Source organism: Hydrophilobacter chitinilyticus (assembly GCF_049860745.1).
In the GTDB taxonomy this organism is placed as follows: domain Bacteria; phylum Pseudomonadota; class Gammaproteobacteria; order Burkholderiales; family Burkholderiaceae_C; genus Rhodoferax_B.
On the sequence record NZ_CP187561.1, the window covers coordinates 3,379,694 to 3,403,701 of the forward strand.

Annotated in this window: 25 protein-coding genes and 1 pseudogene; 14 read left to right on the forward strand and 12 right to left on the reverse strand. The window is 61.8% G+C overall.

The features are described from left to right. The first annotated feature begins 256 nt into the window (after window positions 1–256). The 5 genes from ACPWMG_RS15015 (at window position 257) to ACPWMG_RS15035 (ending at window position 3,414) form a co-directional block, all read left to right on the forward strand. Window positions 257–823 (forward strand): RNA polymerase sigma factor, encoded by a 567-nt coding sequence (locus tag ACPWMG_RS15015; RefSeq protein WP_483300288.1) that lies wholly within the window; start codon window positions 257–259, stop codon window positions 821–823. Then, entirely contained in the window at window positions 820–1,263 is a 444-nt protein-coding gene (locus ACPWMG_RS15020; protein WP_483300289.1) for a DUF3619 family protein, read from the forward strand. Before ACPWMG_RS15015 ends, ACPWMG_RS15020 begins: the two co-directional genes overlap by 4 nt. 113 nt (window positions 1,264–1,376) lie before the next feature. Further along, entirely contained in the window at window positions 1,377–1,955 is a 579-nt protein-coding gene (locus ACPWMG_RS15025) for a DUF3106 domain-containing protein (protein ID WP_483300290.1), read from the forward strand. Window positions 1,956–2,265: 310 nt separating this feature from the next. Continuing rightward, window positions 2,266–2,745, forward strand: a complete 480-nt coding sequence (locus ACPWMG_RS15030; RefSeq protein ID WP_483305260.1) for an RDD family protein — start codon at window positions 2,266–2,268, stop codon at window positions 2,743–2,745. 75 nt (window positions 2,746–2,820) lie between these two features. Further along, window positions 2,821–3,414 (forward strand): LOG family protein, encoded by a 594-nt coding sequence (locus ACPWMG_RS15035; RefSeq protein ID WP_483300291.1) that lies wholly within the window; start codon window positions 2,821–2,823, stop codon window positions 3,412–3,414. Window positions 3,415–3,486: 72 nt separating this feature from the next. On the opposite strand, the gene ACPWMG_RS15040 is transcribed toward ACPWMG_RS15035, so the two are convergent. Next, window positions 3,487–3,825, reverse strand: a complete 339-nt coding sequence (locus ACPWMG_RS15040) for a P-II family nitrogen regulator (RefSeq protein ID WP_483300292.1) — start codon at window positions 3,823–3,825, stop codon at window positions 3,487–3,489. 97 nt (window positions 3,826–3,922) lie between these two features. After that, a complete protein-coding gene (locus tag ACPWMG_RS15045) occupies window positions 3,923–5,608 on the reverse strand; it encodes an NAD+ synthase (protein WP_483300293.1) in 1,686 nt (561 codons plus the stop codon). A gap of 66 nt (window positions 5,609–5,674) precedes the next feature. Here ACPWMG_RS15045 and ACPWMG_RS15050 point away from each other — a divergent pair, with 66 nt between their 5' ends. Next, entirely contained in the window at window positions 5,675–6,922 is a 1,248-nt protein-coding gene (locus ACPWMG_RS15050) for a GNAT family N-acetyltransferase (protein ID WP_483300294.1), read from the forward strand. Beyond that, entirely contained in the window at window positions 6,919–7,383 is a 465-nt protein-coding gene (locus tag ACPWMG_RS15055) for a DUF6314 family protein (protein WP_483300295.1), read from the forward strand. Before ACPWMG_RS15050 ends, ACPWMG_RS15055 begins: the two co-directional genes overlap by 4 nt. A 12-nt stretch (window positions 7,384–7,395) precedes the next feature. Here ACPWMG_RS15055 and ACPWMG_RS15060 read toward each other — a convergent pair whose 3' ends face one another. The 7 genes from ACPWMG_RS15060 to ACPWMG_RS15090 all read right to left on the reverse strand — a co-directional run bounded on the left by ACPWMG_RS15060 (window position 7,396) and on the right by ACPWMG_RS15090 (window position 16,297). Next, window positions 7,396–8,634 carry a DUF1501 domain-containing protein gene (locus ACPWMG_RS15060; protein ID WP_483300296.1) on the reverse strand — a complete coding sequence of 413 codons (1,239 nt, stop codon included), beginning with the start codon at window positions 8,632–8,634 and terminating at the stop codon, window positions 7,396–7,398. A 13-nt stretch (window positions 8,635–8,647) separates the two neighbouring features. Beyond that, window positions 8,648–10,231 (reverse strand): DUF1800 domain-containing protein, encoded by a 1,584-nt coding sequence (locus ACPWMG_RS15065; RefSeq protein WP_483300297.1) that lies wholly within the window; start codon window positions 10,229–10,231, stop codon window positions 8,648–8,650. 89 nt (window positions 10,232–10,320) lie between these two features. Then, window positions 10,321–11,514 (reverse strand): patatin-like phospholipase family protein, encoded by a 1,194-nt coding sequence (locus ACPWMG_RS15070; protein WP_483300298.1) that lies wholly within the window; start codon window positions 11,512–11,514, stop codon window positions 10,321–10,323. A 169-nt stretch (window positions 11,515–11,683) separates the two neighbouring features. Next, on the reverse strand, window positions 11,684–12,916 hold the full coding sequence (locus ACPWMG_RS15075; protein ID WP_483300299.1) for a cystathionine gamma-synthase family protein: 1,233 nt from the start codon (window positions 12,914–12,916) through the stop codon (window positions 11,684–11,686). Between the two features lie 86 nt (window positions 12,917–13,002). After that, complete coding sequence (locus ACPWMG_RS15080; RefSeq protein ID WP_483300300.1) at window positions 13,003–15,117, reverse strand: TonB-dependent receptor; 2,115 nt, start codon at window positions 15,115–15,117, stop codon at window positions 13,003–13,005. Window positions 15,118–15,356: 239 nt separating this feature from the next. Then, on the reverse strand, window positions 15,357–15,737 hold the full coding sequence (locus ACPWMG_RS15085; RefSeq protein ID WP_483300301.1) for a hypothetical protein: 381 nt from the start codon (window positions 15,735–15,737) through the stop codon (window positions 15,357–15,359). 41 nt (window positions 15,738–15,778) lie between these two features. Then, window positions 15,779–16,297, reverse strand: coding sequence for a Fur family transcriptional regulator (locus ACPWMG_RS15090; protein ID WP_483300302.1), 519 nt, complete (start codon window positions 16,295–16,297; stop codon window positions 15,779–15,781). A 94-nt stretch (window positions 16,298–16,391) separates the two neighbouring features. Here ACPWMG_RS15090 and ACPWMG_RS15095 point away from each other — a divergent pair, with 94 nt between their 5' ends. From ACPWMG_RS15095 to ACPWMG_RS15110, 4 genes are all read left to right on the forward strand, one after another. Continuing rightward, window positions 16,392–16,553 carry a hypothetical protein gene (locus ACPWMG_RS15095; protein ID WP_483300303.1) on the forward strand — a complete coding sequence of 54 codons (162 nt, stop codon included), beginning with the start codon at window positions 16,392–16,394 and terminating at the stop codon, window positions 16,551–16,553. Next, the gene (locus ACPWMG_RS15100; protein WP_483300304.1) at window positions 16,550–17,308 is read left to right on the forward strand and encodes a metal ABC transporter ATP-binding protein; all 759 of its coding nucleotides are present in this window, start codon (window positions 16,550–16,552) and stop codon (window positions 17,306–17,308) included. The genes ACPWMG_RS15095 and ACPWMG_RS15100 overlap by 4 nt, the downstream gene beginning before the upstream one ends. Before the next feature lie 98 nt (window positions 17,309–17,406). Continuing rightward, window positions 17,407–18,255 carry a metal ABC transporter permease gene (locus ACPWMG_RS15105; RefSeq protein ID WP_483305261.1) on the forward strand — a complete coding sequence of 283 codons (849 nt, stop codon included), beginning with the start codon at window positions 17,407–17,409 and terminating at the stop codon, window positions 18,253–18,255. Between the two features lie 36 nt (window positions 18,256–18,291). After that, window positions 18,292–19,227 (forward strand): metal ABC transporter substrate-binding protein, encoded by a 936-nt coding sequence (locus ACPWMG_RS15110; protein WP_483300305.1) that lies wholly within the window; start codon window positions 18,292–18,294, stop codon window positions 19,225–19,227. An 84-nt stretch (window positions 19,228–19,311) separates the two neighbouring features. Here ACPWMG_RS15110 and ACPWMG_RS15115 read toward each other — a convergent pair whose 3' ends face one another. After that, window positions 19,312–19,548: a hypothetical protein gene (locus ACPWMG_RS15115; protein ID WP_483300306.1), complete on the reverse strand. Its 237-nt coding sequence runs from the start codon at window positions 19,546–19,548 to the stop codon at window positions 19,312–19,314. Between the two features lie 534 nt (window positions 19,549–20,082). On the opposite strand from ACPWMG_RS15115, the gene ACPWMG_RS15120 reads away from it, so the two are divergent. From ACPWMG_RS15120 to motA, 3 genes are all read left to right on the forward strand, one after another. Further along, complete coding sequence (locus ACPWMG_RS15120) at window positions 20,083–20,361, forward strand: metal-sensing transcriptional repressor (protein ID WP_483300307.1); 279 nt, start codon at window positions 20,083–20,085, stop codon at window positions 20,359–20,361. A gap of 2 nt (window positions 20,362–20,363) precedes the next feature. Then, on the forward strand, window positions 20,364–20,723 hold the full coding sequence (locus tag ACPWMG_RS15125; protein WP_483300308.1) for a hypothetical protein: 360 nt from the start codon (window positions 20,364–20,366) through the stop codon (window positions 20,721–20,723). A 205-nt stretch (window positions 20,724–20,928) separates the two neighbouring features. Continuing rightward, window positions 20,929–21,798 carry a flagellar motor stator protein MotA gene (motA, locus tag ACPWMG_RS15130; RefSeq protein ID WP_483300309.1) on the forward strand — a complete coding sequence of 290 codons (870 nt, stop codon included), beginning with the start codon at window positions 20,929–20,931 and terminating at the stop codon, window positions 21,796–21,798. A gap of 188 nt (window positions 21,799–21,986) precedes the next feature. Here the strand turns inward: motA and ACPWMG_RS15135 are convergent. After that, window positions 21,987–23,114 (reverse strand): annotated as a pseudogene (locus ACPWMG_RS15135) (nickel/cobalt efflux protein RcnA). A gap of 396 nt (window positions 23,115–23,510) precedes the next feature. Next, window positions 23,511–23,942 carry a Cd(II)/Pb(II)-responsive transcriptional regulator gene (cadR, locus tag ACPWMG_RS15140; protein WP_483300310.1) on the reverse strand — a complete coding sequence of 144 codons (432 nt, stop codon included), beginning with the start codon at window positions 23,940–23,942 and terminating at the stop codon, window positions 23,511–23,513. Between the last annotated feature and the right edge of the window lie 66 nt (window positions 23,943–24,008).

Below are 24,008 nucleotides of genomic sequence, written 5' to 3' on the forward strand. Positions count from 1 at the left end.
TCTTTCACTGAGCTCTCGTGAAGCCGTGTCAGAACTTAGGGCCAGCAGCCATGGGCAACATGCTTGCGTTGCCGGACCGTGACCCGTTTGCTGTTTGAATTGCAACCCGCATTATGTCATTGTCGAAATGGCATTTAGGCTGTGTCACAGAAAATCATTTCAAGATGACATAATTCTGTTGAATAACCTGATGTGCCGGTCGCATAACCCCGCATATCCAAGCCCACTCACGATTAGCCCCCAGGGCACGACCCTTTTGGCCACAGAACAAGAACTTTCCGACTTTTTGAAAAGTGTCGAAAAACGCGCTTTCAAGCGTTCGCTATTCCATGTGCGCAACACAGAGTCGGCGCTGGATATCGTCCAGGACAGCATGCTCAAGCTGGCAGAACATTACGGCGACAAGCCCGCAGCCGAGTTGCCCATGCTGTTCCAGCGCATCCTTTCCAACTGCACACTGGACTGGTTTCGGCGGCAAAAAACCCGCGGAGCCCTGTTTGTCAACATGGGCGAAATCGAGGGCAATGGCGATGACGGAAGTTTCGATTTGTTGGAAACTTTACAAGTTCTCGATGACTCACAACGCACGGAGAGCGCAGAGGACAGCACTCGACGGGCGCAAATCTTGCATCAAATCGAGGCACAGATAGAAGAATTGCCGGCTCGTCAACGAGAAGCGTTCCTGATGCGTTACTGGGAGGAAATGGACGTTGCCGAGACGGCTGCGGCAATGGGCTGCTCTGAAGGCAGCGTCAAAACACACTGCTCACGTGCAGTTCAGGCGCTCAGCAAGGCGCTCAGGGAACGAGGAATACATCTATGAACAACGCAATTTCTAGCGAAATGCAAGCGGTTGAAGACCGTTTCGGCCGTTTGGTGCGTGCACGCCTGGATGAGACGGAGTCGGCGCTGCCTTACGACGTCACCGAACGCCTGCGCGCTGGTCGAGAACGTGCCCTGGCCAAACGCAAGCTTGCACCGCAAATTCGCCCGGTCATGGTTTCAAACTCCAATGGCGGCGCGGCCACTCTTACCCTTGGAGACGGCGGCGAGCAAGGTCCATTGAATTGGCTCGCTTCGCTCGTGCCCCTGCTGCTGCTGCTGGCCGGCTTGCTCATGATTCAGTGGGTGCAAGACGACAACCGAGCCTCTGAATTGGCCGATGTTGACACCGCGTTGCTGACAGACGATCTGCCCACCGCGGCCTACACCGACCCCGGCTTTCTCGAATTCTTGAAAACCAACCGGGAGTCCACCCAGTAATGTTGCGCTTCATTCCGCGTTTAGCCGGTTTCAGCACACTTTCCCTCTCCCCTTCTCGCTCCGCGTCTCAGGGTCTCAGATTGGCTGGCACGTTGTCGGCTGCAGCGTTTTGCTTGGCCATTTCGCCGGCTTTCGCACAGGAGCCAGCCAAACTACCAGCCAGCGCGGCTACAAAAGCGCCGTCCACGGCCGCCCGCGCCTCCGCCGCTGGCCCGCAATGGCACGAACTCACCAGCCACGAACGCACCGCTCTGGCGCCACTCCAAAGCAGTTGGGCCGGCATCAGCGAAGGGCACAAGCGCAAATGGATGGCGCTTTCGTCTCGTTACGACAAACTTTCGCCAGATGAGCAACGCAAGCTGCAGGAGCGCATGACCGAGTGGGCCGGCCTCAGCGTCGCTGAGCGCAACCGCGCCCGTCTGAACTTTGCCGAAACCAAGCGGCTCGACCCTTCTGAAAAACAGGCCAAGTGGGAAGCCTACCAAGCCCTGAGCGACGAAGAAAAACACAAGCTGGCCGAACAAGCGCCTAAGCCACCAGCAGGCGCAGCACCCGCTGTGCGTTCGTCAGCCCGCCCGAAATTGGCCAATACATACGTCGAGCAACGCACCGGCCAGCAACAAATACAGTTGGCCCCATCTGCCGAACAGCGCAACATCGACAGCACAACGCTACTGCCCCAGCAGCCCTGACTTTCCCTTAGTGGCCGGGCGCTCATCGAGGCATGGGTTCCGCGCCCAAATGCGGCAGGCCAGCCGAAGAGGCAAAGTGGGGAGCATCTCTCGCCGCTCATCCGAGTGATGCCGTCATCGGCCACATCAAAATCGACACGCGCTTGCGGTACATTGCGTCCATGTAGGCATTTCCGCCTGCAGTCTCCTCGTCTAGACCAACGCTACTTTCCGCCAGCCAGACATGACCGCAGCCAACTCTGCTGAATCTGCCCCCTCGACCGGCGCAAGTGCGCCGGGGTCGCACCCGTTCCCCACAAGTGCCAAGCCCATGGCGCCCAGCCTACGCCGCCGCATGGCTTGTTGGATGTACGAAGGCATGTTGATGTTCGGCGTGGTGTTTCTCGCCGGCTACCTGTTCAGCGCCCTCACGCAAACCCGCCATGCACTCGAAAACCGGCACGCACAGCAGGCGTTTTTGTTTTTGGTGTTTGGCATTTACTTCACCTGGTTTTGGGCCAGAGGGCAAACCTTGGCGATGAAGACATGGAACATTCGGGTCACAGATCCGCAGGGCCACGCCATCAGCCAAAAACGAGCCCTGTTGCGCTTTGTGCTGAGCTGGCTATGGGTTCTGCCACCATTGGCTGCTGTGGCCCCGTTTGGACTCTCTGGCGGTGAGGTCGCGATTATTTTCTTTGGCTGGGTGGCCGTCTGGGCGGTGTTAAGCCGCTTTCACCCGCAAAAGCAGTTCTGGCACGACGCCTGGGCTGGCACGCGTCTGGTGCACTCCAAACCGCTTAGCCGTTAGCCTGTCTGCATTTCCCGCTTGCCGACGGGTTTGCCGAGCAAACCATCGACAACGCTTTTTTGATTTGATGACCTTATGACAACCCCAGCATTTTCAGTTTGCGTTTATTGCGGCTCACGGCCCGGTGCCACGCCAGAGTTCGCCGAAACCGCACGCACAGTCGGCCATTGGATTGGCAGCAACGGCGGTCAATTGGTCTACGGCGGTGGCCGTAGCGGCCTGATGGGCATCGTTGCAGACGCCACGCTGGCCGCCGGTGGTCGCGTCGTCGGCGTCATCCCCAAAGCGCTAGTCGACAAAGAACTGGCGCACCACGGCTGCACCGAATTACACATCGTCGACACCATGCACGAGCGTAAGGCGTTGATGGCCGAACACGCCGACGCGTTTCTGGCCATACCCGGCGGCATTGGCACGATGGAAGAGTTTTTTGAAGTGTGGACGTGGCGCCAGTTGGGCTACCACGACAAGCCAGTGGGCCTGCTGAACCAAAACGGTTTTTACGATGCGCTGCTGCAGTTCCTGACCAGCACGGTGAAGACCGAACTGATGAACGAGTGGCAAATGAGCTTGATTGAAACTTCAGATGATCCGATTGCGCTGCTGCAGAAGCTGGTGCAATCGGCCGGCATGAATGCCAATGAAACGCCGCTGCGCAAAGTAATCTGAACCTGAAACCTGAGCGCGGGACTCGCTGAACCAGGCCAACGAATCCCCTCGCGGCCTAGTTCAGCAAAAAAATTAGACCGCTGCTTCGTCCTGTTCGCCAGTACGGATGCGCACCACACGCTCCACGCTGGTGACGAAAATCTTGCCGTCGCCGATCTTGCCGGTGCGCGCCGCGCGGACGATGGCGTCCACACAGCGGTCCACGTCGTCGCTGTTGACGACCACTTCAATCTTCACCTTGGGCAAGAAGTCGACCACGTACTCGGCGCCGCGGTACAACTCGGTGTGGCCTTTTTGACGGCCAAAACCCTTCACTTCGGTCACTGTCAAGCCGGTCACACCACATTCGGCCAAGGCCTCACGCACTTCTTCGAGCTTGAACGGTTTAACGATGGCGGTGATTTGCTTCATGTTGGGTCTTTCCTCGGATGTTTGTTTTTGAATGGCGAAGCAGTAACGCTTCTATGGCGCTTCCATAGCGCTGCATTAACGCTGCATTAACGCTTCGTCACGCGCGGAACTTGCTGGTTATAGGATAGCGCCAATCCTTGCCAAAGCTGCGGTGGGTCACACGTATCCCTACTGGCGCCTGGCGTCTTTTGTATTCGTTGATCTTGATGAGCTTGGTTACCCGGTCCACATCGGCGCGCGCAAAGCCGGCCGCGACGATTTCTTCGAGTGGCTGGTCGTTCTCCATGTAGCGCTCCAGAATGGCGTCCAGCACCTCATACGGCGGCAGGCTGTCCTGGTCGGTCTGGTCGGGGCGCAATTCTGCGCTGGGGGGGCGCGTGATGATGCGCTCGGGAATCGGGTTACTGCCAGTGCCGTACGGGTCGTTTTCGTTGCGCCAGCGCGCCAGGCGAAACACTGTCGTTTTCGCCACGTCCTTGATCACCGCAAAACCGCCCGCCATGTCGCCATACAGGGTGCAGTAACCGGTGGCCATTTCGCTCTTGTTGCCGGTGGTGAGCACGATGCTGCCGAACTTGTTCGACAGCGCCATCAGCATCACGCCGCGCACACGCGCCTGGATGTTTTCTTCGGTGGTGTCGTCGGCCAAGCCTTTGAACTCGCCCGCCAGCGATTTTTTGAACGCCTCAAACTCGGGCACGATGGAAATTTCGTCGTAGCGCACCTTCATGCGCTCAGCCATGTCGCGCGCGTCGATCCACGAAATGTCAGCCGTGTAGGGCGATGGCATCATCACCGTGCGCACTTTGTCGGCACCCAAGGCGTCCACCGCGATCGCCAAAACCAGCGCCGAGTCAATCCCGCCCGACAAACCGAGGATGGCGCCCGGAAATCCGTTCTTCCCCAGGTAGTCGCGCACGCCCAGTACCAGCGCGTCCCACAGGTCGGCCTCGGGGCTGCGGTCTGGGGTGATGTTGCTCGCATCCACTACAAAATGCGCAGCGGCACCCGCGCTTTGCACCTGCGTGTAGAGCAGATTTTCTTTAAAGGCTTCGGCACGCGCGGCCAGTTGGCCATTAACGTTCAACGCGAACGATGCGCCGTCAAACACGACTTCGTCCTGCCCACCCACCAAATGCGCGTAGACCAGGGGCAAGCCCGTGGCCTTGGCACGCTCGGCCATGCGCGCCACACGTTCGCCGCTTTTGCCAGCGTGGAAGGGTGATGCGTTGATGACGGCCAGAACCTGCGCACCGGCTTCTTGCGCCGCGCGCGCGGGCGCTTCGAACCAGGCGTCTTCGCAAATCAGCAGGCCGATGCGCACGGCACCTGCCCCCTCGCCCGCTTCAAACACACACACGCCGTTGCCGGGCGTGAAGTAGCGGCGCTCGTCAAAGACTTGGTAGTTGGGCAACTCGCGCTTGGCATAGGTCTGCTCGACCACACCGTGGCGGATCACGCTGGCCGCATTGAAGCGCTGCTGCACGGCCACCGAGCGCGTGCGACTGTCGCCACCTTGTGGGTGACCCACCACCACGGCCATGCCTTTTAACCCAGCGGTTTCGCGGGCCACTGTTTTCACGGCATCATCACAGGCGGCCACAAACGATGGACGCAGATAAAGGTCTTCGGCCGCATAGCCGCAAATGGAGAGTTCGGGCGTGAGCAACACGCGCGCGCCTTCGGCGTAGGCGGTACGTGCCGCATCGATAATTTTTTGCGCATTGCCGGCCAGGTCGCCAACCACAAAATTCAACTGGGCTACACAGAGTTTGAGCGTCATGAAAACTGAAAGTACCGGGTTAAGGGCAAGCGGCGCGATGCGCATAAGGCTGCGGAGCGCCCGGGCATGAAACGCGTTGATTATGTCATTCGGGTCGTCGATTCGCCGGCCGCCATTCCAGCATCCGCATGGAACGAACTGTTGGCCTTGCAGCCCGGCGCCGGCCCGTTCATGCGGCACGAATATTTGCTCGCCATGCACACCAGCGGCAGCGCTAGCCCGCGCACGGGTTGGTCGCCGCAGTTCATCACTTTGTGGGTGAACGACACCCTGCACGCCGCCTGCGCGATGTATCTCAAAGACCACTCCTACGGGGAGTACGTCTTCGATTGGGCATGGGCTAGAGCCTACGAAGAACACGGCGTGGCCTACTACCCCAAGGCCTTGGTCGCGGTGCCGTTCACGCCTGTGCCGGGCCCGCGTTTGCTGGCCCGCGATGCAAAGGCCCGCACAGCCTTGGTGCAGGCGCTGGTGGAATGGTGCACCGAACAGGAGCTGTCGACGCTGCATCTGTTGTTCACCACGCCTGAGGACACGGCCGCGTGCGCTGAAGCCGGCTTGATGCTGCGCCACACGGTTCAATTCCACTGGAAGAACGAGCGACCAACTGAAGATGCAGCAACGCCAAACCAATTCAGCAGCTTCGACGATTTCCTCGCCAGCCTGAACCAAGACAAGCGCAAAAAGATCCGCCAAGAGCGCCGCAAGGTAGCCGATGCGGGCGTGACGTTTCGCTGGGCACGCGGCCAAGACATCAGCACCGCAGATTGGGACTTTTTCTACCGCTGCTACGAACGTACCTACCTCGAACACGGCAACAAGCCCTACCTCAGCCCCAGCTTCTTTCGCCTGATGGCGCAGACCATGCCCGAGAACTGGGTGCTGTTCATTGCCGAGCGGGGCGAGGGCGATGAGCGCCGTGCCATCGCTAGCAGTTTGATAGCTGTCACCGCAAATACAGCAAGCGTAGAAAACCATTTTTCTTCAAACGAAGCTGCAACCCCTACCGTGGCCTACGGCCGCTACTGGGGTGCGCTGGAACGTGTCAACTGCCTGCACTTCGAGGCTTGCTACTACCAGCCGCTGCAGTGGTGCATAGAGCATGGCGTGGCGGTGTTTGAGGGCGGCGCCCAAGGGGAACACAAGATGGCCCGCGCCTTGATGCCGGTGCGTACCACCAGCGCCCACTGGTTGGCGCACCCGGCGTTTGCCGAAGCCGTGGAGCGTTTTCTGGAGCGCGAGGGCGAAGGCATCGAGCACTACATGGAAGACCTGGCTGGCCGCAGCCCGTTCAAACACGAGCCCACGCCATGACCGCCGCGCAACTGATGGCCGACCTGGGTCGGCTACGCACGCTCACCTTCAGCGCCCGTAGCGGCAAATCCACCGGCTGGAGTGGCCAAGGCCACGGCGAGGTGCGTGTCGAGACGCCATCACCGAACACCATCGTTTTTTACGAGAGCGGGCAATGGCAACCTGCCGGTCGCGAAGACCGCCCCGCCCTGCCGTTCAGCAACATCTACCGCTGGTCATTGGCAGACGGCGACACCGTGCGCCTGGAGCACCTACGCCAGGGGCCCGACCAGCCGGTTTTTCTGGTGGAACTTCAGCCCGACACGGTGCACGGTTGGGCGTCCGTCACGCCACACGTTTGCAGCGCCGATCTGTACGCGCTGACGCTGTCCGTGCAGCCCGATGGCATTGACATGCATTGGACGATCAGCGGCCCGAAGAAAGACGAAAACATCGCTTACCGCTACACCTTCGGCGCGTAGATCGGCAAGCGATCAAACGATAGAAAGATCGCGCACTTTGGCGCCCGGAAACACGCGCTCCACTTGCGCTGGCGACAACCCATACATGCGCCCCAACAGCCCGCCCAACACAGCCCGGTACTCGTTCAGCACCGGTGCATCGCGGTTTTGAAACAAGCCCGCAGCCGACACCTCGGCCTGCTCGCCAATCACCTGGCCACCGGCCTGCGCCGATAAACCACCACCCAGCAGCCAGTACACCGTGCCATGGCCGTGGTCGGTGCCGCCGGTGCCGTTTTCGCGGAAGGTGCGGCCAAACTCGCTGACCACCACCACCACGGTGTTGTGCCAGGTCGCATCGCTCATCTCCTGCGCAAAACCGGCCAGCCCGCGCCCCAGTTCTTCGAAGCGGCTGGCCAGATAGCCGGTGCCAGCGCCCTGGCCCACGTGGGTGTCCCAACCGCCCACGTCGACAAAGCCAATGTCGAAGCGGTCGCGCATGAGCCGCGCCATGCGGCGGGCCACCAACTCAAAACCCTTGGCCGTCATGGCGTTGCGGCTGGCCGCGTCCATCTCGGCCTTGACTGAGCGCAGCACCTCGTCGCGCACCGCAAAGCCCTCGGCCACCGTGGCGGCCAGTGGCGTGCCTTGGTACATGGCGCGGATCACTTGGCTCTGCCGGTCGTCCACCGCGCGCCCACCCACCGCCGCCAAGCCCATGTTGGCGGCCTTGGCGTCGCCGCGCAACACGATCGGCAACTGATCGGTAAAGGCCATGGCCTCGGCGGCAGAAGCATCAGATGTGGCAGATGCCCCGGCGGAATGGCCGTTCAGCACGCCCACCAGCCGGTTTAAAAAACCAGAATCCGCATCGCGGCGCGGCTGGCCCAAGGCCTGCCCGAGTTCAATGCTGTCCTGGGTTTCGAAATGGCTGCGGGTCAAATCGTCGGTGCCCGCAAAAGGCAGAAACGCGGCTTGCCCCTTGGCGTAAAGCGGCAACACGCTGGCGGCCAACGCCGGGTGCAAGCCCCAGCGCCCATCCAGTGGCAACGCGCCATCGGTTTCGCCCGGCTTGGGCACCGCAATGCGCGGGCGCGACTGGTAATAAAACGGGCTGGTGTGCGGCACCAGCAGGTTGGCACTGTCGTACCCACCACGCAAAAAGACCACCAGCAGCTTCGCTCCCTCCGCCGCAGGCGCAGCCACCAATCGCCCAGACAAACCAGCCAAAGGCGCGGCAGCGAGCGAACTTAAAAGTTGACGGCGTTGCATAAGAATCCTTCAGCTACCGCAGCATGAATTCAGGGGACGAGAGTAGGAACGTATTCCAGTCCTGCGGCGATTTTGCGTTCGCCAGCGCCTGGCGCGTGGGGTCGCTCAACGTGGCTTGCAGCGCCACCACCGCAGGCGACGCCGACAACGCTGGGAACGCCGGAGACTCCAGCGGCCCGTTATCGGCTGCGCGGAACAAGACCGCGCCGCTGGCGCCCAAATTACGGGCGATTTCAAACCGCGTCATCATCTGCGCCGGGCTGGCCCAGGCTTGCCGTTGCAGCGGGTAGCCTTCAGGCGTAGCGTGGCCGTACAGCGGCTCGCCCATGCGGTTCAGCCAGTTGAGCATGGGCGTGAGGTTGTGCACCACGCGCTCGCCATACGCCAGGCGCACACCGGCCACCACGTAATGCACCGGGTCGCGAAACTGCTGGCCGAGCGAAGCATTGAATTCAGGCGACGCAAACAGCGTGGCGAGTGTGGTGGCAATGTCGCCATCGCTGCGCGTAAAGCTGGCCGCCATGCGCGCCACCAAGGCCGGTGGCGGCGCATCGGCCACAAAATAAACCGCCAGCTTGCGCGAGATGAAACGCGCGGTAGCGGGCGCGCGTGCCAGTCGGTCCAGCGCCTCATCCACCTCGGCCAGCCCACGTGCCGTCAGCGGCTTGCCGAGCAAGGTTTTCGGGCCGTAGTCGTGGCGCATGGGGTTGAACTCAAACAGCCCCTGGCGCACGTAGTCGGCTGCCAGCGCGGGCTTGAGGTTGGCAGGCGGCGGGCCATCGGGCTGCAGCGTGGCGCCCAACCCGGTGAGCACGCGCGCGAGTTCTTGCACGTCAGCCTGGGTGTAGCCACCGTCTACGCCCAGGGTGTGCAACTCCATCAATTCGCGGGCGTAGTTTTCGTTGACGCGGTTGGCAGCGTTTTGCACGTTATCCAGATAGCGCAGCATGGCCGGATGGCGTGCGGTGTTACCCAACAGGTCGCGAAACTTGCCCAGCGCGTGCGGACGAATGGCCTGCTCTTCATAGTCGGCCACGGCAGCGCGCAGGTTGTCTTTGCGGGTGCTGACGTTGAAATGGTTGGCCCAAAACCACGTCATCTGCTCCTGCAACTGGTTGGGTGAATACAGCGCGCGCAGCAAAAACCGCTGCTGCGCCTCGCGCGACAGGCGCGTCAATTCTTGTTGGTGGGCTTGGCGTGCGGTCTGACGTTCTACAAGTTCACGCAGCGCATCAGCGGCCTTGCGTTGCGCTTCAAGCCTGGGCGCCAGTTGCGCCAGCGTTTGTTGCGAGATCGTCATGGCGTCGATCTGAACTTGCGCTGCCGCGGGCAACACCGCCGGCGGGGGGGCCAATTGCTGCTGCAGCCAGGGCTTCAGCCCCATCTGCGCCAAAGCAGCTTGGCCGTTGGCATTGGCGCCCCAAGTGATGCGGTTCAGCCAGGCAAGCTGGGCGGTGGCGTCCGGCACCGCATCCTGCAGGCCGGCCAGCTCCGGGCGTGCGGCGCGCCAGGGGCCTGGCTGTGCGCAGCCTGCAAGCCACAGCAGGCTAGCGCTGCTGGCGGAAACGCAGAATCCACGGCGATTGAAGTGGTGCATGGCTACAAAACAAATGTGCACTAGGCACGGTTGACACCTTTTTACGCCTGCTTCGTAAAGTTGCCAGCCGGGTGGGCAGCCGCTCGCCCCTATTCGTCCAACATCGGCGCAATCTCCATGGTGCCGTGCTGCCCAATGGCATCAAAGTTTTGTGTCAGCCAGGCCGCCGCAGTCTGCCGGCCAATCTCGCGCAGGTGCACCAAAAACGCCCATTCGGCGTTCATCTTCGACGTGGCTCCAAGAGGCCGCAGCGCCTCCTGGTTTTCAATCAAGTGGCAGCGCAGCGAGCGGTAGCGCTTGGGGTCTACGGCGCCCTGCTCGATCAAGCGCTGCACAAACTCAATCGCGCGCAACTCTTTCAACAGACTTTGGTTGAAGGTGATTTCGCTGATGCGGCTGTGGATCTCGGCCGCCGTTTGCGGTATGCCTTCGCGCTCGATGGGGTTGATCTGCACCACCACAATGTCTGAGCACTGGGTGCGGCTGATCAGAGGAAACAACGGCGGGTTGCCGGCGTAGCCGCCGTCCCAATAAGCCTCTCCATTGATGGTCACGGCGGGAAACAAATCAGGCAAGCAGGCCGAAGCCATGACAGCATCGGCCGTGACGTTGGCGTTGTCAAAAATCTTCACGCGGCCGGTTTTCACATTTGTGGCGGCCACAAAAATCTGCAGTTGCTCGCAGGTGTGCACGCGCGCAAAGTCCACGTGCTCCAGCAACACCTCGCGCAATGGGTTGAGCTGCAACGGGTTCAACTGCGTGGGCGAAAACACGCGCTGCACGGTGTCGGCAAAGATGTAGGCCGGTGAATTGTCCAGGCTCCAGTTGCCGCGCAGCACGTCGATGGGGCTGCGCTGCAGCGGGCTGAAGCGTGCACGCTGAGCAATGTCGGCCCAGAAGTTCTCTAACTTTTTGCGCGCGCATTCCGAGCCGCGCTCGGGGCCGCCTTCGGTCAAGCCATCGGCCGCCAGCACGGCGTTCATGGCGCCAGCCGAGGTGCCGCTGATGGCGCCAATGCGCACCCGGCCGTCGCGCAGCAACTCGTCGAGCACGCCCCAACTGAAGGCGCCGTGCGAGCCACCGCCCTGCAGCGCCAGGTTGATTTCCTTGCGCTGGCGTTCAGGTGTGGGCTTTGACTTTGGCGCCGCCTCGGTGACGGGCTCGCCTATGGATTCCACGGCTGATTTCGCAGCGGCTTTCGCAATGGCTTTCGTGGGGGTCTTGGTGGTGCTTTTGAGCGCTGGGCTTGCCACCGATGCCGCAGGGCGCTTGGCTGCTTTCACGACAGCGGCTTTGGGCGCTGCTGCTGCCCCTGCTTTGGACTTGCGGGATGTGACACTGGCACGGGCAACCATAGGCGAAACGCTCCACGTTGTGCCGGAGCCCGCGGCCCCGCTGCGTGGCAATACTCGCCGCGCAGCGGTTCTGTGTCAACCCAAATTCAGTGTGAACTCAGCCCAGGGCTTGCTTGAAATCGGCCAGCAGGTCGGCCGTTTCTTCCAGACCTACCGACAAACGCACCAAGCCATCGGCAATGCCCATGGCCGCGCGCACTTCAGCACCGGCTTCCCAGAAGATGGTGGGCGCCACGGGGATGATCAGCGTGCGGGTGTCGCCCAGGCCGGTGGCCTTCACCGGCAGTTGCAGCCGGTTCACAAAGGCCAGCATGTCATCGGCGTTACGCAATTCAAACGACAGTAGCCACGAGCCTGCGCTGAAGTGTTTAAGCGCACGCTCGTGCTGTGGATGCGACGGCAGCATGGGGTAGTTCACCTTGGCGATGGCCGGGTGGCTTTCCAAAAACTGCGCCAGGGCCAAGGTGGTGGCGCTGGCTTGGCGTTGCCGCAGCACCAGCGTTTCAGCGCCCAGGGCGATGCGGTGCGCGTGGTCGGCGCTCAAGGTACCGCCCATGTCGCGCAAGCCCTTTTTGCGGATCTGCGTCAGGCCCCATTGGGCCGTGTCGCCCTTGCGGTAGGCCTCGGCTATGTTGGGGTACTGCGTCCAGTCGAACAGGCCGGTGTCGGTCAACGAACCACCGAGCGCACTGCCGTGGCCGGCGATGCTTTTGGTCAGCGAGTTCATCACGATGGAGGCGCCCACCGTTTTGGCGCGGAACAGCGCGGGCGAGAGGATGGTGTTGTCCACCACGTAGACCAGGCCGTGTTGCTTGCACAGCGCGCCAATGCCTTCGAGATCAGCAATCTGTGTACCGGGGTTGGCCACGGTCTCCACAAACACCATGCGGGTGTTGGGGCGCACGGCGGCGGCCACGGCTTGGGCGTCGGTCGCGTCGACCATGCTCACGTCCACACCCAGGCCGCGCAAGGTGTCGGCAATGCTGTTGGTGTTGCCAAAGACGAACTGACTCATCACCAGGTGGTCGCCGCTGCGCAGCAGCGTGAAGAACAAGCCACAAATGGCGGCCATGCCGGTGGCAAACGACACCGAGCCCACACCGTCTTCCATGCGGGTGATCTTGGCCTCCAACGCTGCCGTCGTGGGCGTGCCTTGGCGCGAGTAGCTGTAGGCGCCTTTCAACGTGCCCTGGAACATGCCGATCAGGTCTTCCACGGTGTCAAAACCAAATTGCACCGAGTTATGAACCGGTTTGTGCACGGCACCGTGCTCGGTGCCGAAGGCACTGTCGGCGTGCACGATGTTGGTGGTGAATCCTTGCGCTGTCATGAAAAGAGTCCTTGAGGCTTTGCGGGAGAAGACCGGGTGCATTGCCGCACCCGGTCTCATTAAATCAGCCCTCGATTATCAACACATCAGAACGTCAATTTCACGCCGACCTTCAAGCTGCGCCCAGGCAACGGCGCTTTGGGGAAGGCCGTGGTGGTCAACACCGACGTAGCGCTGTAAGCCAGCTTGTCGGTCAGGTTGTCCAAACGCGCGTACCACAGCGCTTGCGAGCGGCCCAGGTTTTGGCTGTAGTCCATCGAGGCGTTAACCAGCGTGTAGGCCTCGGTCTCGCGTTGGCCCACGCTTGGCACGCGGTCTTGCGCAGCGTAGTAGTCCGCCCCCAGGCTGGCGCCCCAAGCGTTGCGGCGCCACGCGAGCGATGCCCCCAGGCGCAGCGGCGCAATGCGTGGCAAGGGTTCACCGCTGCTGAGGTTGGTGGCGCGCACCAGGTCGCCGCGCAACAGCAGGTCGAGCCGGTGGCCGTCCACGCTTTGTTGCAGGCCGTCTTGGCCCAGCAGGCGGATGCTGCCGCTGGCCTCCAGCCCCACAAAACGCGCACGCACGCCTCTGTAGCGTGTTTCGGTCAAGGCCTCTTCGCCGCTGGCCGGGTCGGGGTTCACCGTGCCGTCCACACCGCGCGTATCGCCGGTGGCGTCCAGCCCGATGTAGTTGCTGAAATGCATGGCATAGCCGGTGAGCGAGAAGCTGTGGCCGCCGTCTTTCCAGGCCACGCCCAGGTCGAGGCTAGTAGATTTTTCCAGGCCCAGGTTCGGGTTGCCGGTTTCCCAGGCCGCCGTGGCCAAGTGTGGGCCGTTGGCGTACAGCTCGTAGTCTTTGGGCGCCCGTTGGGTAGATGCCAGGTTGGACGTGAGCTGCCAGGTCGGCGTGAGGTTCACCAGGCCGCCCAAGGCCATGCTGAAGGGTGTGAAGTTGCGCTCACCAGCGACAAACCGGTCGATCTCGGTGCTGCCTTCGGAGCTGACGCGCACCTTCTCCACGCGCGCACCGAAGCTCAGCTTGCCCCAGCCAGTGCGCCACTCTTCCAGCGCAAACAGCGCCAGGTTGCGCGTGCGGCTGGGTGGTGCAAAGGCTTCGTCGCCCTCGGCGGCAAAGTGGCCGTTGTCGCCCTGCAGGCCGATCACGCCCTCCAGCGGCCCGATGGCGGCATGGCGCGCCTCGATACGGAAATCGTTGCCCCGGTTGGTGAACGTGGTGCCGGGCTCGCCGCCTTCAAATTCGGTGTGGCGGTAGTCGGTGTGGGCGAACTGCGCCTTGATGCCGGTGATGGCGCCGCCCGGGTTGCGCCAGGCGCCTTCCAGCGCGTAGCGGTTGCTGCGCATGCCGATGGTCACCTCGTCTTCGGCCACGGTGCCGTAGTCGCTGCGGTACTGGCTGACCGATGCGCCCAGGTAACCATGGTCAAAAAACAGCGAGCCGCCCACCGCCCCGCCCTTGGTTTCGCTGGCCGAATTGCAGATGCGCTGCGCCAGGCCGGGCGAGCCAGGCTTTTCGCAGACCAGGTCGGTGGGCACGCGCACGTCGGAAGTCTTGCGGTCGAACACGTCGACGTGCAGGCCAAACTTGTCGGTGCCGGTCTCCAGGCGCACACCGCCGTCTTTTTCGCGGTTGCCGGTGGCGTAGCCGAGTTGCGCTTCGCCACTGATGCCACCCGCACCGTCGTTCACGGGTTCACGCGGAATGCGGTTGTCGATGGCGTTGACCACGCCGCCCACGGCGCTGCCGCCATAGAGCAAGGCGCTCGGGCCGCGCAGCACTTCAATACGCTCGGTGGTCAGTGGGTCGATGGGCACGGCGTGGTCAAAGCTCAGAGCCGATGCGTCCACGCTGGCGCCACTGTTTTGCAGCACGCGGATGCGGTCGCCATCCATCCCACGGATGATGGGGCGGCTGGCGTTGGGGCCGAAGTAGGTGCTGCTGACGCCGGGCAGGCCGTCCAGCGTTTCGCCCAAAGTGGGCTTTAAGCGTAATGTGAGCGCGTCGCCCGTCAAGACTGCGGAGGGCGCTACTGTATTTGCAGCACCCAGCGGATTACCCGTCACGGTGACTTCGGCCAAGTCTTTGGTTTTGGCGGGTTCGACAGAGGTGGCAGCGGAAGTTTGTGCGGCCGCGTGGAAGCTGGCGCACGCCAGCACGGCGGCGCCTGCAACGCTCTTGGCGTTGCGGGAAAAATGTGGGTTCATAAAAACTTGTGTTGAGGCGATGCTGAACAAGCCCCCTCGGATGGCCGCGCCCTGACGTGGGAGGGACTGCTAGGCGCAAACCACAGCCATAGCCGAAGCTATGGCGAGGATTTGCAACGCCGCAGGCTGCCCACGCCAGGGATGCGGGCGCCGAGAGGGCCTTGTTCAGGATTGCCTGGGGAACGGCCGCGGTGGCGCATGGCAAAAGCCGATGCGCGCAGTGCGGGGTTAAACCAAACTCAACACAAGTAAGGGGGGCCTCGCGCGTCGAACCAGGCGCGCCAGGTTGGCAGCGCATGGGTGCGCAACGCCGTTTGAAAAACCACCGGCCACACCGGTGGCAAAGCCAATGCCGCGGCCAATGCGGGCATGGCATCGGCGTGGCTCAGTTGGTCGTAAAGCCGGCAGTCTGCGGCGTGGATGCCATCGTCGTGGTGGCCAAGCAGGCGCTCCAGCACCGTGTGCAAGGCCGAAGGTGTGGATTGCGCAGCGTGGCTGTGCTGCTGGGCTTGCAGCGAAGCCTTCTGCGGCAAAGCCGGGTGGATTTCCTGGTGGACAACACCGAGCCATTGCGCCCACAGCAGCGCGAAGACCAGCAGCCCGGCCGCTAAGCGGGGCATGCCCCGGCGTGGGCGGCCAAAGTGCTGCATCACACCAAGCACTAGGCCGAAGGCGACGGGTTGGGCGCGTGGCCCTTCAGCGGGCTGGGCGTGCAGTCGGAACACACGCCGCGCATCGACAAGTCCAGGCTCACGCCGTGGTGGCCCAGATCTTCCAGCGCCTTGAGCGCGGCTTTGGCGGCGGCTTCCAGCTTGGCATTGGTCTCTTCCGCTTCGGGCGTGAGCGGCAGGTCGCGGTGGCAGGCGCGGCATTCAAAGTGCGGCGCCACCATGGTTGGCTCGTCCATGCCGGGGTTCATCGCCTGGTAGTGGCGCACGCGTTGCGCGTCCACGGTGCTCAGCAGCAAACCGGCTTGTGCCATGCGGTCGACCAGGCGGTACAGCGTCACGCGGTCGAGTGGCGCCGCGCCTTCTTGTGCCATCGCGTCCTGCAACTCGGCATGGGTGTAGCTGGTGTCGGCATGGTCTAGCAGCCAGCCCAAAACGGCGCGCGCGCCCGCCGTCCGCCGCAGGCCGTGGCGGGCCAGGAGATCGTCAACAGCAGAGGTTTCGGTGGGCATAGCGTTTCCTTGCACGACAAAAATTCACCTAATGCAACAAAGTTGCAATAGAATAAGATGCAATTCAGTTGCATTATCTCCGGTTTTCCGCGTCATGACACCTCACCCCCCCACTTCTTCCGCCCCGCGCCAAGCGCTTTTTCCGTGGCGCGAAAGCTTTCTCGCCTGGCCTGCGTGGCTGCGTTTGCTGGCCGTGAGCCCGGCCTTGTTGTTGCTGTGGGTCGCCGTGGCTTGGGCGCTGGCGGACTTGCCATGAGCATGGTCATTCTTGACGATTTCTGTGCCCACTATCGGGGGCAGCCCGCGCTGCTGCAAGTCAGCGGTGAAATCGCCACGGGCTCGTTGACGGCCGTGGTCGGCCCCAACGGCGCGGGCAAAAGTACGCTGTGCAAATCGCTGCTGGGCCTGCATCCGGCCAGCGGAGGCAGCTTGAAGGTGGCGGCGAAAAAAGAACGCATCGCCTACTTGCCGCAACAGGCGCAAGTCGACCGTGGCTTCCCCATCAGCGTGCGCGACTGCGCCTTGCTGGGCACCTGGCCCGCCACCGGCGCGCTGGGCGGCGTGGGCGCTACGCGCCAGGCGCGTGTAGACCAAGCGTTAGAGACCGTGGGCCTGGCCGACTTGGCACGGCGCCCGGTCGGCGCCTTGTCGGTCGGCCAATTTCAACGCCTGTTGTTTGCGCGTGTACTGGTGCAAGACGCCGAGTTGATCCTGCTGGACGAACCCTTCAACGCGGTGGACAGCCGCACCACCCGTGCCTTGCTCGGCCTGGTGCAGCAATGGCACGCCGAAGGTCGCACCGTGGTGGCCGTGTTGCACGACGCCGCACAAGTGGCCGCGCATTTTCCGCAGACCCTGCTGCTGTCGCGCAGCGTGGTGGCCTGGGGCGCCACGGCGGAGGTGATGACGCCGCAGCACTTGGCGCGCGCGCAGGTGATGGCAGAACACCATGCCGATCCACATGCCCATGCCGCCGCACCGCGCGTGCTGGTGCCCGAAGGAGCTTTGTGATGGCCCCCATCGACTTCAACCTGCTCGACTTGCTGGACAACCCGCTTTCCAACGGGCTCTACGACCTGCTGATCGCCCCGTTCCAGGAGTTCGCCTTCATGCGCCGCGCCTTAGTCTCGTCGTGGGCGCTGGCCCTGGGCGCCGCGCCGCTGGGCGTACTGCTGACCTTGCGCCGCATGAGTTTGTTTGGCGAAGCGCTGAGCCATGCGGTGTTGCCTGGCGTGGCCATTGGCTTCATGTTTTTTGGCTTGTCGCTCACCGCCATGACGGTGGGCGGTGTGCTCGCGGGCCTTGCTGTGGCGGCCGTGGCCGGTCTCATCAGCCGCGCCACGGTGTTGAAAGAAGACGCCAGCCTGGCCGCGCTTTACCTGGTGGCGTTAGCGCTGGGAGTGTTGCTGGTGTCGCAACGGGCCAGCCAGCTCGACCTGCTGCACATCTTGTTTGGCAGCGCCTTGGGTGTGGACGCCAACGGCCTGCTGCTGGTGGCAGGCGTGGCCAGCATTAGCCTGGCTGGCGTAGCCCTGGCCTACCGCGCGCTACTGCTGGAGAGTTTTGACCCGAGCTTCATGGCCGCCAGCGGGCGCCATGGAGGCTTGGTACAGCAAGGTTTCTTGGTGCTGGTGGTGTTGAACCTGGTCGCCGGTTTCCAAACCATGGGCACGTTGATGTCGGTGGGTTTGATGACGCTGCCTGCCGTGGCCTCGCGCCTGTGGTCAGACACCCTGCCCGGCCAGATGACCGCTGCCGTGGTGCAAGCGGCCATCGCCGGTTATGCCGGGTTGCTGCTGTCGTACCACCTGGGTACGGCGTCGGGCCCCACCATCATCGTTTGCGCCGGGGTGCTGTACGCGGCGGCCTTGTTGGTGGCCCCGCGTGGCTGGTGGCCCCGTTGGCGCGCCGCGCGCCAGCATGACCATGAGCATGCCCGTGGCCATTCACAAGCTTGACAGAAACTTGATTATTGTTTGAAGGAGTTGTTCCGTATGTTGAAGTATTCAGCCTCGCTGGCCTTGTTTGCCGCCACTGCCCTGCCCCTTGCCGCACTGGCACAAACACCCGCCGCTAAAGTGCCCGCGCCTGTGCCCGTGACCGCCAGCTTCAGCATCCTGGCCGATCTGACGCGTGTGGTCGGCGGCGACCGCGTGGAGGTGCAAACGCTGGTGGGTGCGAACCAAGACGCACACGTCTTCGAGCCGTCACCGGCCGACGCCAAAAAGCTGCTGCAAGCCCGCGTGCTGGTGAGCAACGGCCTGGGCTTCGAGCCCTGGCTGGGCAAGCTGGTGAAATCGGTCAGCTACAGCGGCATCCAGGCCGTGGCCTCCAAAGGCGTGAAGCCCATGGAAGCCGAAGGCGACGACCATGACCACGACCACAGTCATGGCCACGGCGAAAGTGACCCACATGCCTGGCAAGACCCCACCAACGTCATCACCTACGTGCGCAACATCAGCGCCGCGCTGAGCCAGGCCGACCCCACGGGCGCGCTGGTGTACCAGGCCAACAGCGCCGCCTACATCACGGAACTGCGCGCGTTCGACACTTGGGCCCAAGCCCAATTTGCCGCCCTGCCAGAAGCCAAGCGCCGCGTCATCACCTCGCACGACGCCTTTGGCTACTTTGCCAAACACTACAAATTGCGCTTCCGCGCGCCACAAGGCATCAGCTCCGAAGCCGAAGCCAGCGCCAAAGACGTGGCCGCACTGGTGCGCCAGATCAAGCGCGAGAAAACCAAGGCCGTGTTTTTCGAGAACATGAGCAACCCCAAGCTCATCACGCAACTGGCCGCTGAGGCTGGGGTGAAGGTGGGGCCGGCGCTGTATGCTGACGCGTTGTCTGCCCCTGGCCAGCCGGGTGCTACGTATTTGGAAATGATGCGCTACAACGTGAATACGTTGGTGGCGGGAATGCAGCAGAACTGAACCGGCTGGGCGCCTCCGCAAAGCGCGTCACAGTGGAAAGAGTTGGCTGCTTCAGTTGCTGATCGGCCAACTCTTTTTTTGCCATCACAAGAAGCTCAAGTCCAAGCCGATCATCGTACTAAGCCTGTACGTGAGGAACAACAGACCCATGAGCAATAGAACGAAGACGACGGCCACCTTGCTCCCCACGCGTAGCACCGCGCGCGTCTCACTTCCCTTGCCCTTCTTCCCTTGGTCGTAATGCCATTTGATGGCGAAGAACATGCCCGTGCCGAGCACGAGAAATTTGAACGTCACGAAGACTATGGGAAACCAATCCATCTTTTTGTCCTAGCTACAAATTGACTCGATCCAGCGCGAGGAGCGCGAACTTCCCGCGGTGGCCCATCTCACCAAAGTGTGAGATGAACTTCAGATAAAGCGGTCGAATGAGGCAAGGGTTTGCCATGGGGGAATTATCTCATTTTTCGCTTGAATTTTCAGTAATTACTGAAAACAATAGACACTCAGATCCCATCAATACACTCTAAGCCCCGGCATGAGGCGCGGGCTTGTGGGATGGTGTCGTAGCACGCTTGAGTTTATGAACCGCCGAAAGTACCTGGGGGATCACCAACTCGTGTGCATTGCCCCCATGACGGGAGTACAGCGAAAGCAGTCGCTCTACAGGCTCCAGCGAGTGTGTACTGCCGGGCCCAAACTGAGTTTCCCATTTTGACAAAGCAGTCGCTCATCGAGAGGTTTCAGCGTCGCCAACTGTCTTTTGACTTTTCGTCAGAGCATTCGCATGTTTTACGACTCAGCGAAAATCACTGAAACGCAGGCCAAATGGTATCCTCAGGGGTAGGATTTGATATGACTGAACCACACGTGCACACCACCCACGCAGATGTCGTAAAGCGGCTCAAGCGGGCCAACGGCCATCTGCAAAACGTCATCGGAATGATCGAGGGTGGCCGATCCTGCGGCGACATTGCGCAGCAATTGCATGCGGTTGAGCGCGCCATCAGTGCAGCCAAGAAGACGCTGATCCACGACCATCTGGACCATTGTCTGGAGGATGTGGTGGGTTCAAGCCCGGCAGTGGTGCGTGCCTCCATTGCCGAGTTCAAGGACATAACCAAGTACCTGTGAGAATGTCTCGCGTGCGGATCGGTCTTTTTGCTTTGCTCATATGCTCGGTGTTGTGGCAGTCGGTCATGGCGATGGCGCTCGGCTCGCCATTACAAATCGTCGGGCACGGCAAGCTCTCGGCCGCATGGCACAAGGCGTCAGACCACCACCATCACGGTGATGGCCGCATGCACGCCAACACGCTGACCGGCACGCCGGACCACACCCACGACAAAAGCACTTGTAATCCGCAGTGCGTGCCGACCACGGTATCGAGCCATATTGCAGGTCTACCCCATGCGAGACCTGCCGTGCACACGGGGTCGCTGCACCCTTCACCTCATCTTCCCGGGCTGCTGCGTCCCCCGCAAATTGCCAACTGAGTTGCCCCCACGGCGACTGCTGCCTCTATTTTCCGTTCGTCAGGGCGGCTGAGTAGCGGCAAGCCTTCACTTGCGGCGCTGAACTGGCGCTGCGACCCGCCCCCGGCACGCAGAGCAACCGCTTTGCGTGCCGGGGGCGCTTGACTGCGTGGCCCGAGTGTTCGGGCGCACGCCGCGACACCTTAACCCATTTGGAAATCCCACCATGATCGTTCTCATCGGCTACGCAGTCTCTATGGGCTGCATTTTTGGCGTCTACATCCTCCACGGCGGCAACATTGGCGTCATCCTCAAAGCACTTCCGTTCGAACTCATCACGATCTTCGGCGGGGCGTTGGGGGCGTTTGCCGTCAACAACCAACCCGATGTTCTACGGGCCACCCTCAAGTTGCTGCCCCAGGCCCTGAAAGGCCCGAAGTACACTAAGCAGCGCTACCTGGAGTTGCTGGCCTTGCTCTATGACATTCTTCAGAAGGCGCGCAAGGAAGGCCTGATGGCCATCGAGGGTGACGTCGAGGAGCCTAATCAATCCGAACTTTTCAAGAAGTACCCCGTCATCCTGAACGACCACCACGTGGTCGAGTTCACCACTGACTACCTGCGCATGATGGTGTCCGGTAACCTGAATGCCCACGAGATCGAGAGCCTGATGGACAGCGAAATCGAAACGCACCACCAGGAATCCCACGCGCCGATTGCCGCCCTGGCGCGTCTGTCCGGAGCCCTGCCAGCTTTTGGCATCGTTGCGGCCGTGCTCGGCGTGGTCAACACCATGGGTTCGGTTGGGCAGCCACCGGCTGTGCTGGGGGGCATGATCGCCTCGGCCCTGGTCGGAACGTTCCTGGGTATCTTGCTGGCCTACGGTGTGGTCGAGCCTTTAGGCGGTCTGTTGGAGCAAAAAACCAACGACAACACGAAGGAGCTGGAGTGCATCAAGTCCACCTTGCTGGCGAGCATGCAAGGCTACAACCCTTCCACGGCCATTGAGTTCGGACGCAAGGTGCTGTTCACGCAACACCGGCCCAGCTTTCTTGAACTCGAAGGCCACGTGCGTGGCAAGAAAGCGGCGACCTGAGGTCGCTCTTGGATCAGGCACAGCGGGGACTTGAGCGGAGGTGCGAGCATGAATGCACCTCGTTTGGTCAAAGCGCCGGTCACCAGGCCGGTGGCCTTGGTGGGCTACATGTACCGCGACCTATCGCTGCCTGCGCAGGCTTGCGACTGTACCCGCTGATGGACGGCCGTTAAACAAGCCTGCGGCACCTAGCGGCTGAGCAAGGCGGAAGCACCGTGGTAGCCGACATACAGCCCCACAAACAGGATCAGTGTCCCAGAGACGTAGGGTGCGCGGCGCGCGAGCTCGCCAAAGCCGGACCATCGTTTGCTGGCGTGACGCACGCCTACGGCGGCTATTGCGCCGGACAACACCAACGTCAATGCCAAGCCGATGCTGAAGCAGAAGACCAGAGCGGCTCCTAAGGTCACTTCCTTCAATTGCAGGCAAAGCAGCAACACGGTGATGGCGGCTGGGCAGGGGATCAGTCCGCCGGTCAAACCAAACACAATGATCTGCCCGTTGGTCACCTTGCGGTTGGCAAAGCGACGCTGGATGTCATCGGCGTGCGCCCGCTCATGGGCGTCCTGGTACTCCGCCGTCCCCAAGTCCAATCCGGCCGTCTCAGCATGGACATGATGGTGATGCTCGGTGAACTGCACGTCGTAACGATGCGTGTGGTTGCCATGGCCGAGCACCACCTGGGCCTTGAACTCGTGCGGTTCCGGAATGACGGCCGTCGACTCCAGAAAACCGTCTCGCTGTGCAAACGTGAAAGTCTGCTGCGTACCGTCGGGACGTGTTGTCTGGACCTGAACGGCCGACGCGGGCCAACGCTGCTGCCGACGTTTGGCATGGAAGCGGAAGCAAGGGGGTACCCCGTCTTCAAAAATCTCGAGCCGCACCACGCCATGGCCGGCGTCGATATGGCGAACCTCGTCATGGTGCCCCTGCGCGTGCTCCTCTCCGCGCAGGTGAGCCGTCCGGCTTTGGCCCTCACGCCAGGTGCGCCACATCATCCACAACGCCACGCCCACGATCAACACGGCAGAGGCCACCTGCAGATAGGGCTCGGTTGACTCCGCCGACTATCGCTGTCCAAAGTACAAGCCCAGCAGCGCAATCACCCACACCACAGCGGTATGCGAAAGGGTGGCGGAAACACCGAGCATGACGGCTTGGCCTACGGTGCCACGAATCGCCACGATGAACGCAGCCATCATGGTTTTGGAATGTCCTGGCTCCAAACCATGCAAAGCCCCCAGCAAGATCGCGCTCGGAATAAACAGCCACGCACTGGACGCGCCTTGCTGCAGAAGAGTCGAAAAGTCAGTCATTCACGGATTTCCTTCGGCTATGACCATGCCAGCGGGACCGGCACTGGCAACGCAGGTTGAGTAATATTCTCTCATTATTGACCTATCCCCCTGGAGAGGATAAATATTTCTAGATTACCATTGGCGCATCGTGTGATTTGAGGTGACCCTCACACCCTTTTTCGATGCCTCAAAGACACTTGTGCGAGCTGCCTCTAGCGAATGTCTGCAGTTGGTCTGCGATGCCTATTCGGCAGGACGTTTGCCAACGTCTGCACCAGGCTGAAACCGACTGTCTTCACCCCGATGCTGACCGATCAATCAGGTAAAGATAGATTCGTTCAAGCGGCCAGTGCCGTTGATGCGCGCACGCTGACCGGGATCAGGTGTGCAACAGAGCGAAGTCACAGACCACCCTCACCCCAAATGCGTATGCCGCTCCGGCCGCACTTCCGTCTCCATGTCGGCAAGACCTTGCAGAATGCCGCATTCGTCCACACCCTGATCGCTCTGGCAACGTTGCCGCAGCGTGGCCAGTTGCTCTTTCAGATGGGTGAGTTCGCGGATGCGTTCGTCCACGTGCGCCATGTGCTGCTCAAACACGGCGTTGATGGCGCCGCAGCCTCCGCCTGGCTGGTCGCCCAATTGCAGCAGGCTGCGGATTTCTTCGTGGCTCATGTCGAGCGCGCGGCAGTTGCGGATGAAGCGCAAGCGCTCCACGTGCTCGGGGCCATACATACGAAAGTTGCCCGCCGTGCGCGCGGGTGCCGGTAGCAGGCCTTCCTTCTCGTAGTAGCGCACGGTTTCCACCGTGCATTGCGCAACCTGGGCCAATTCACCAATTTTCATACGGCTATCCGAAAAACGTGTTGACTCTATAGTAGCTTCAGGTTGCCAAATAGCGGCATTCGTTGG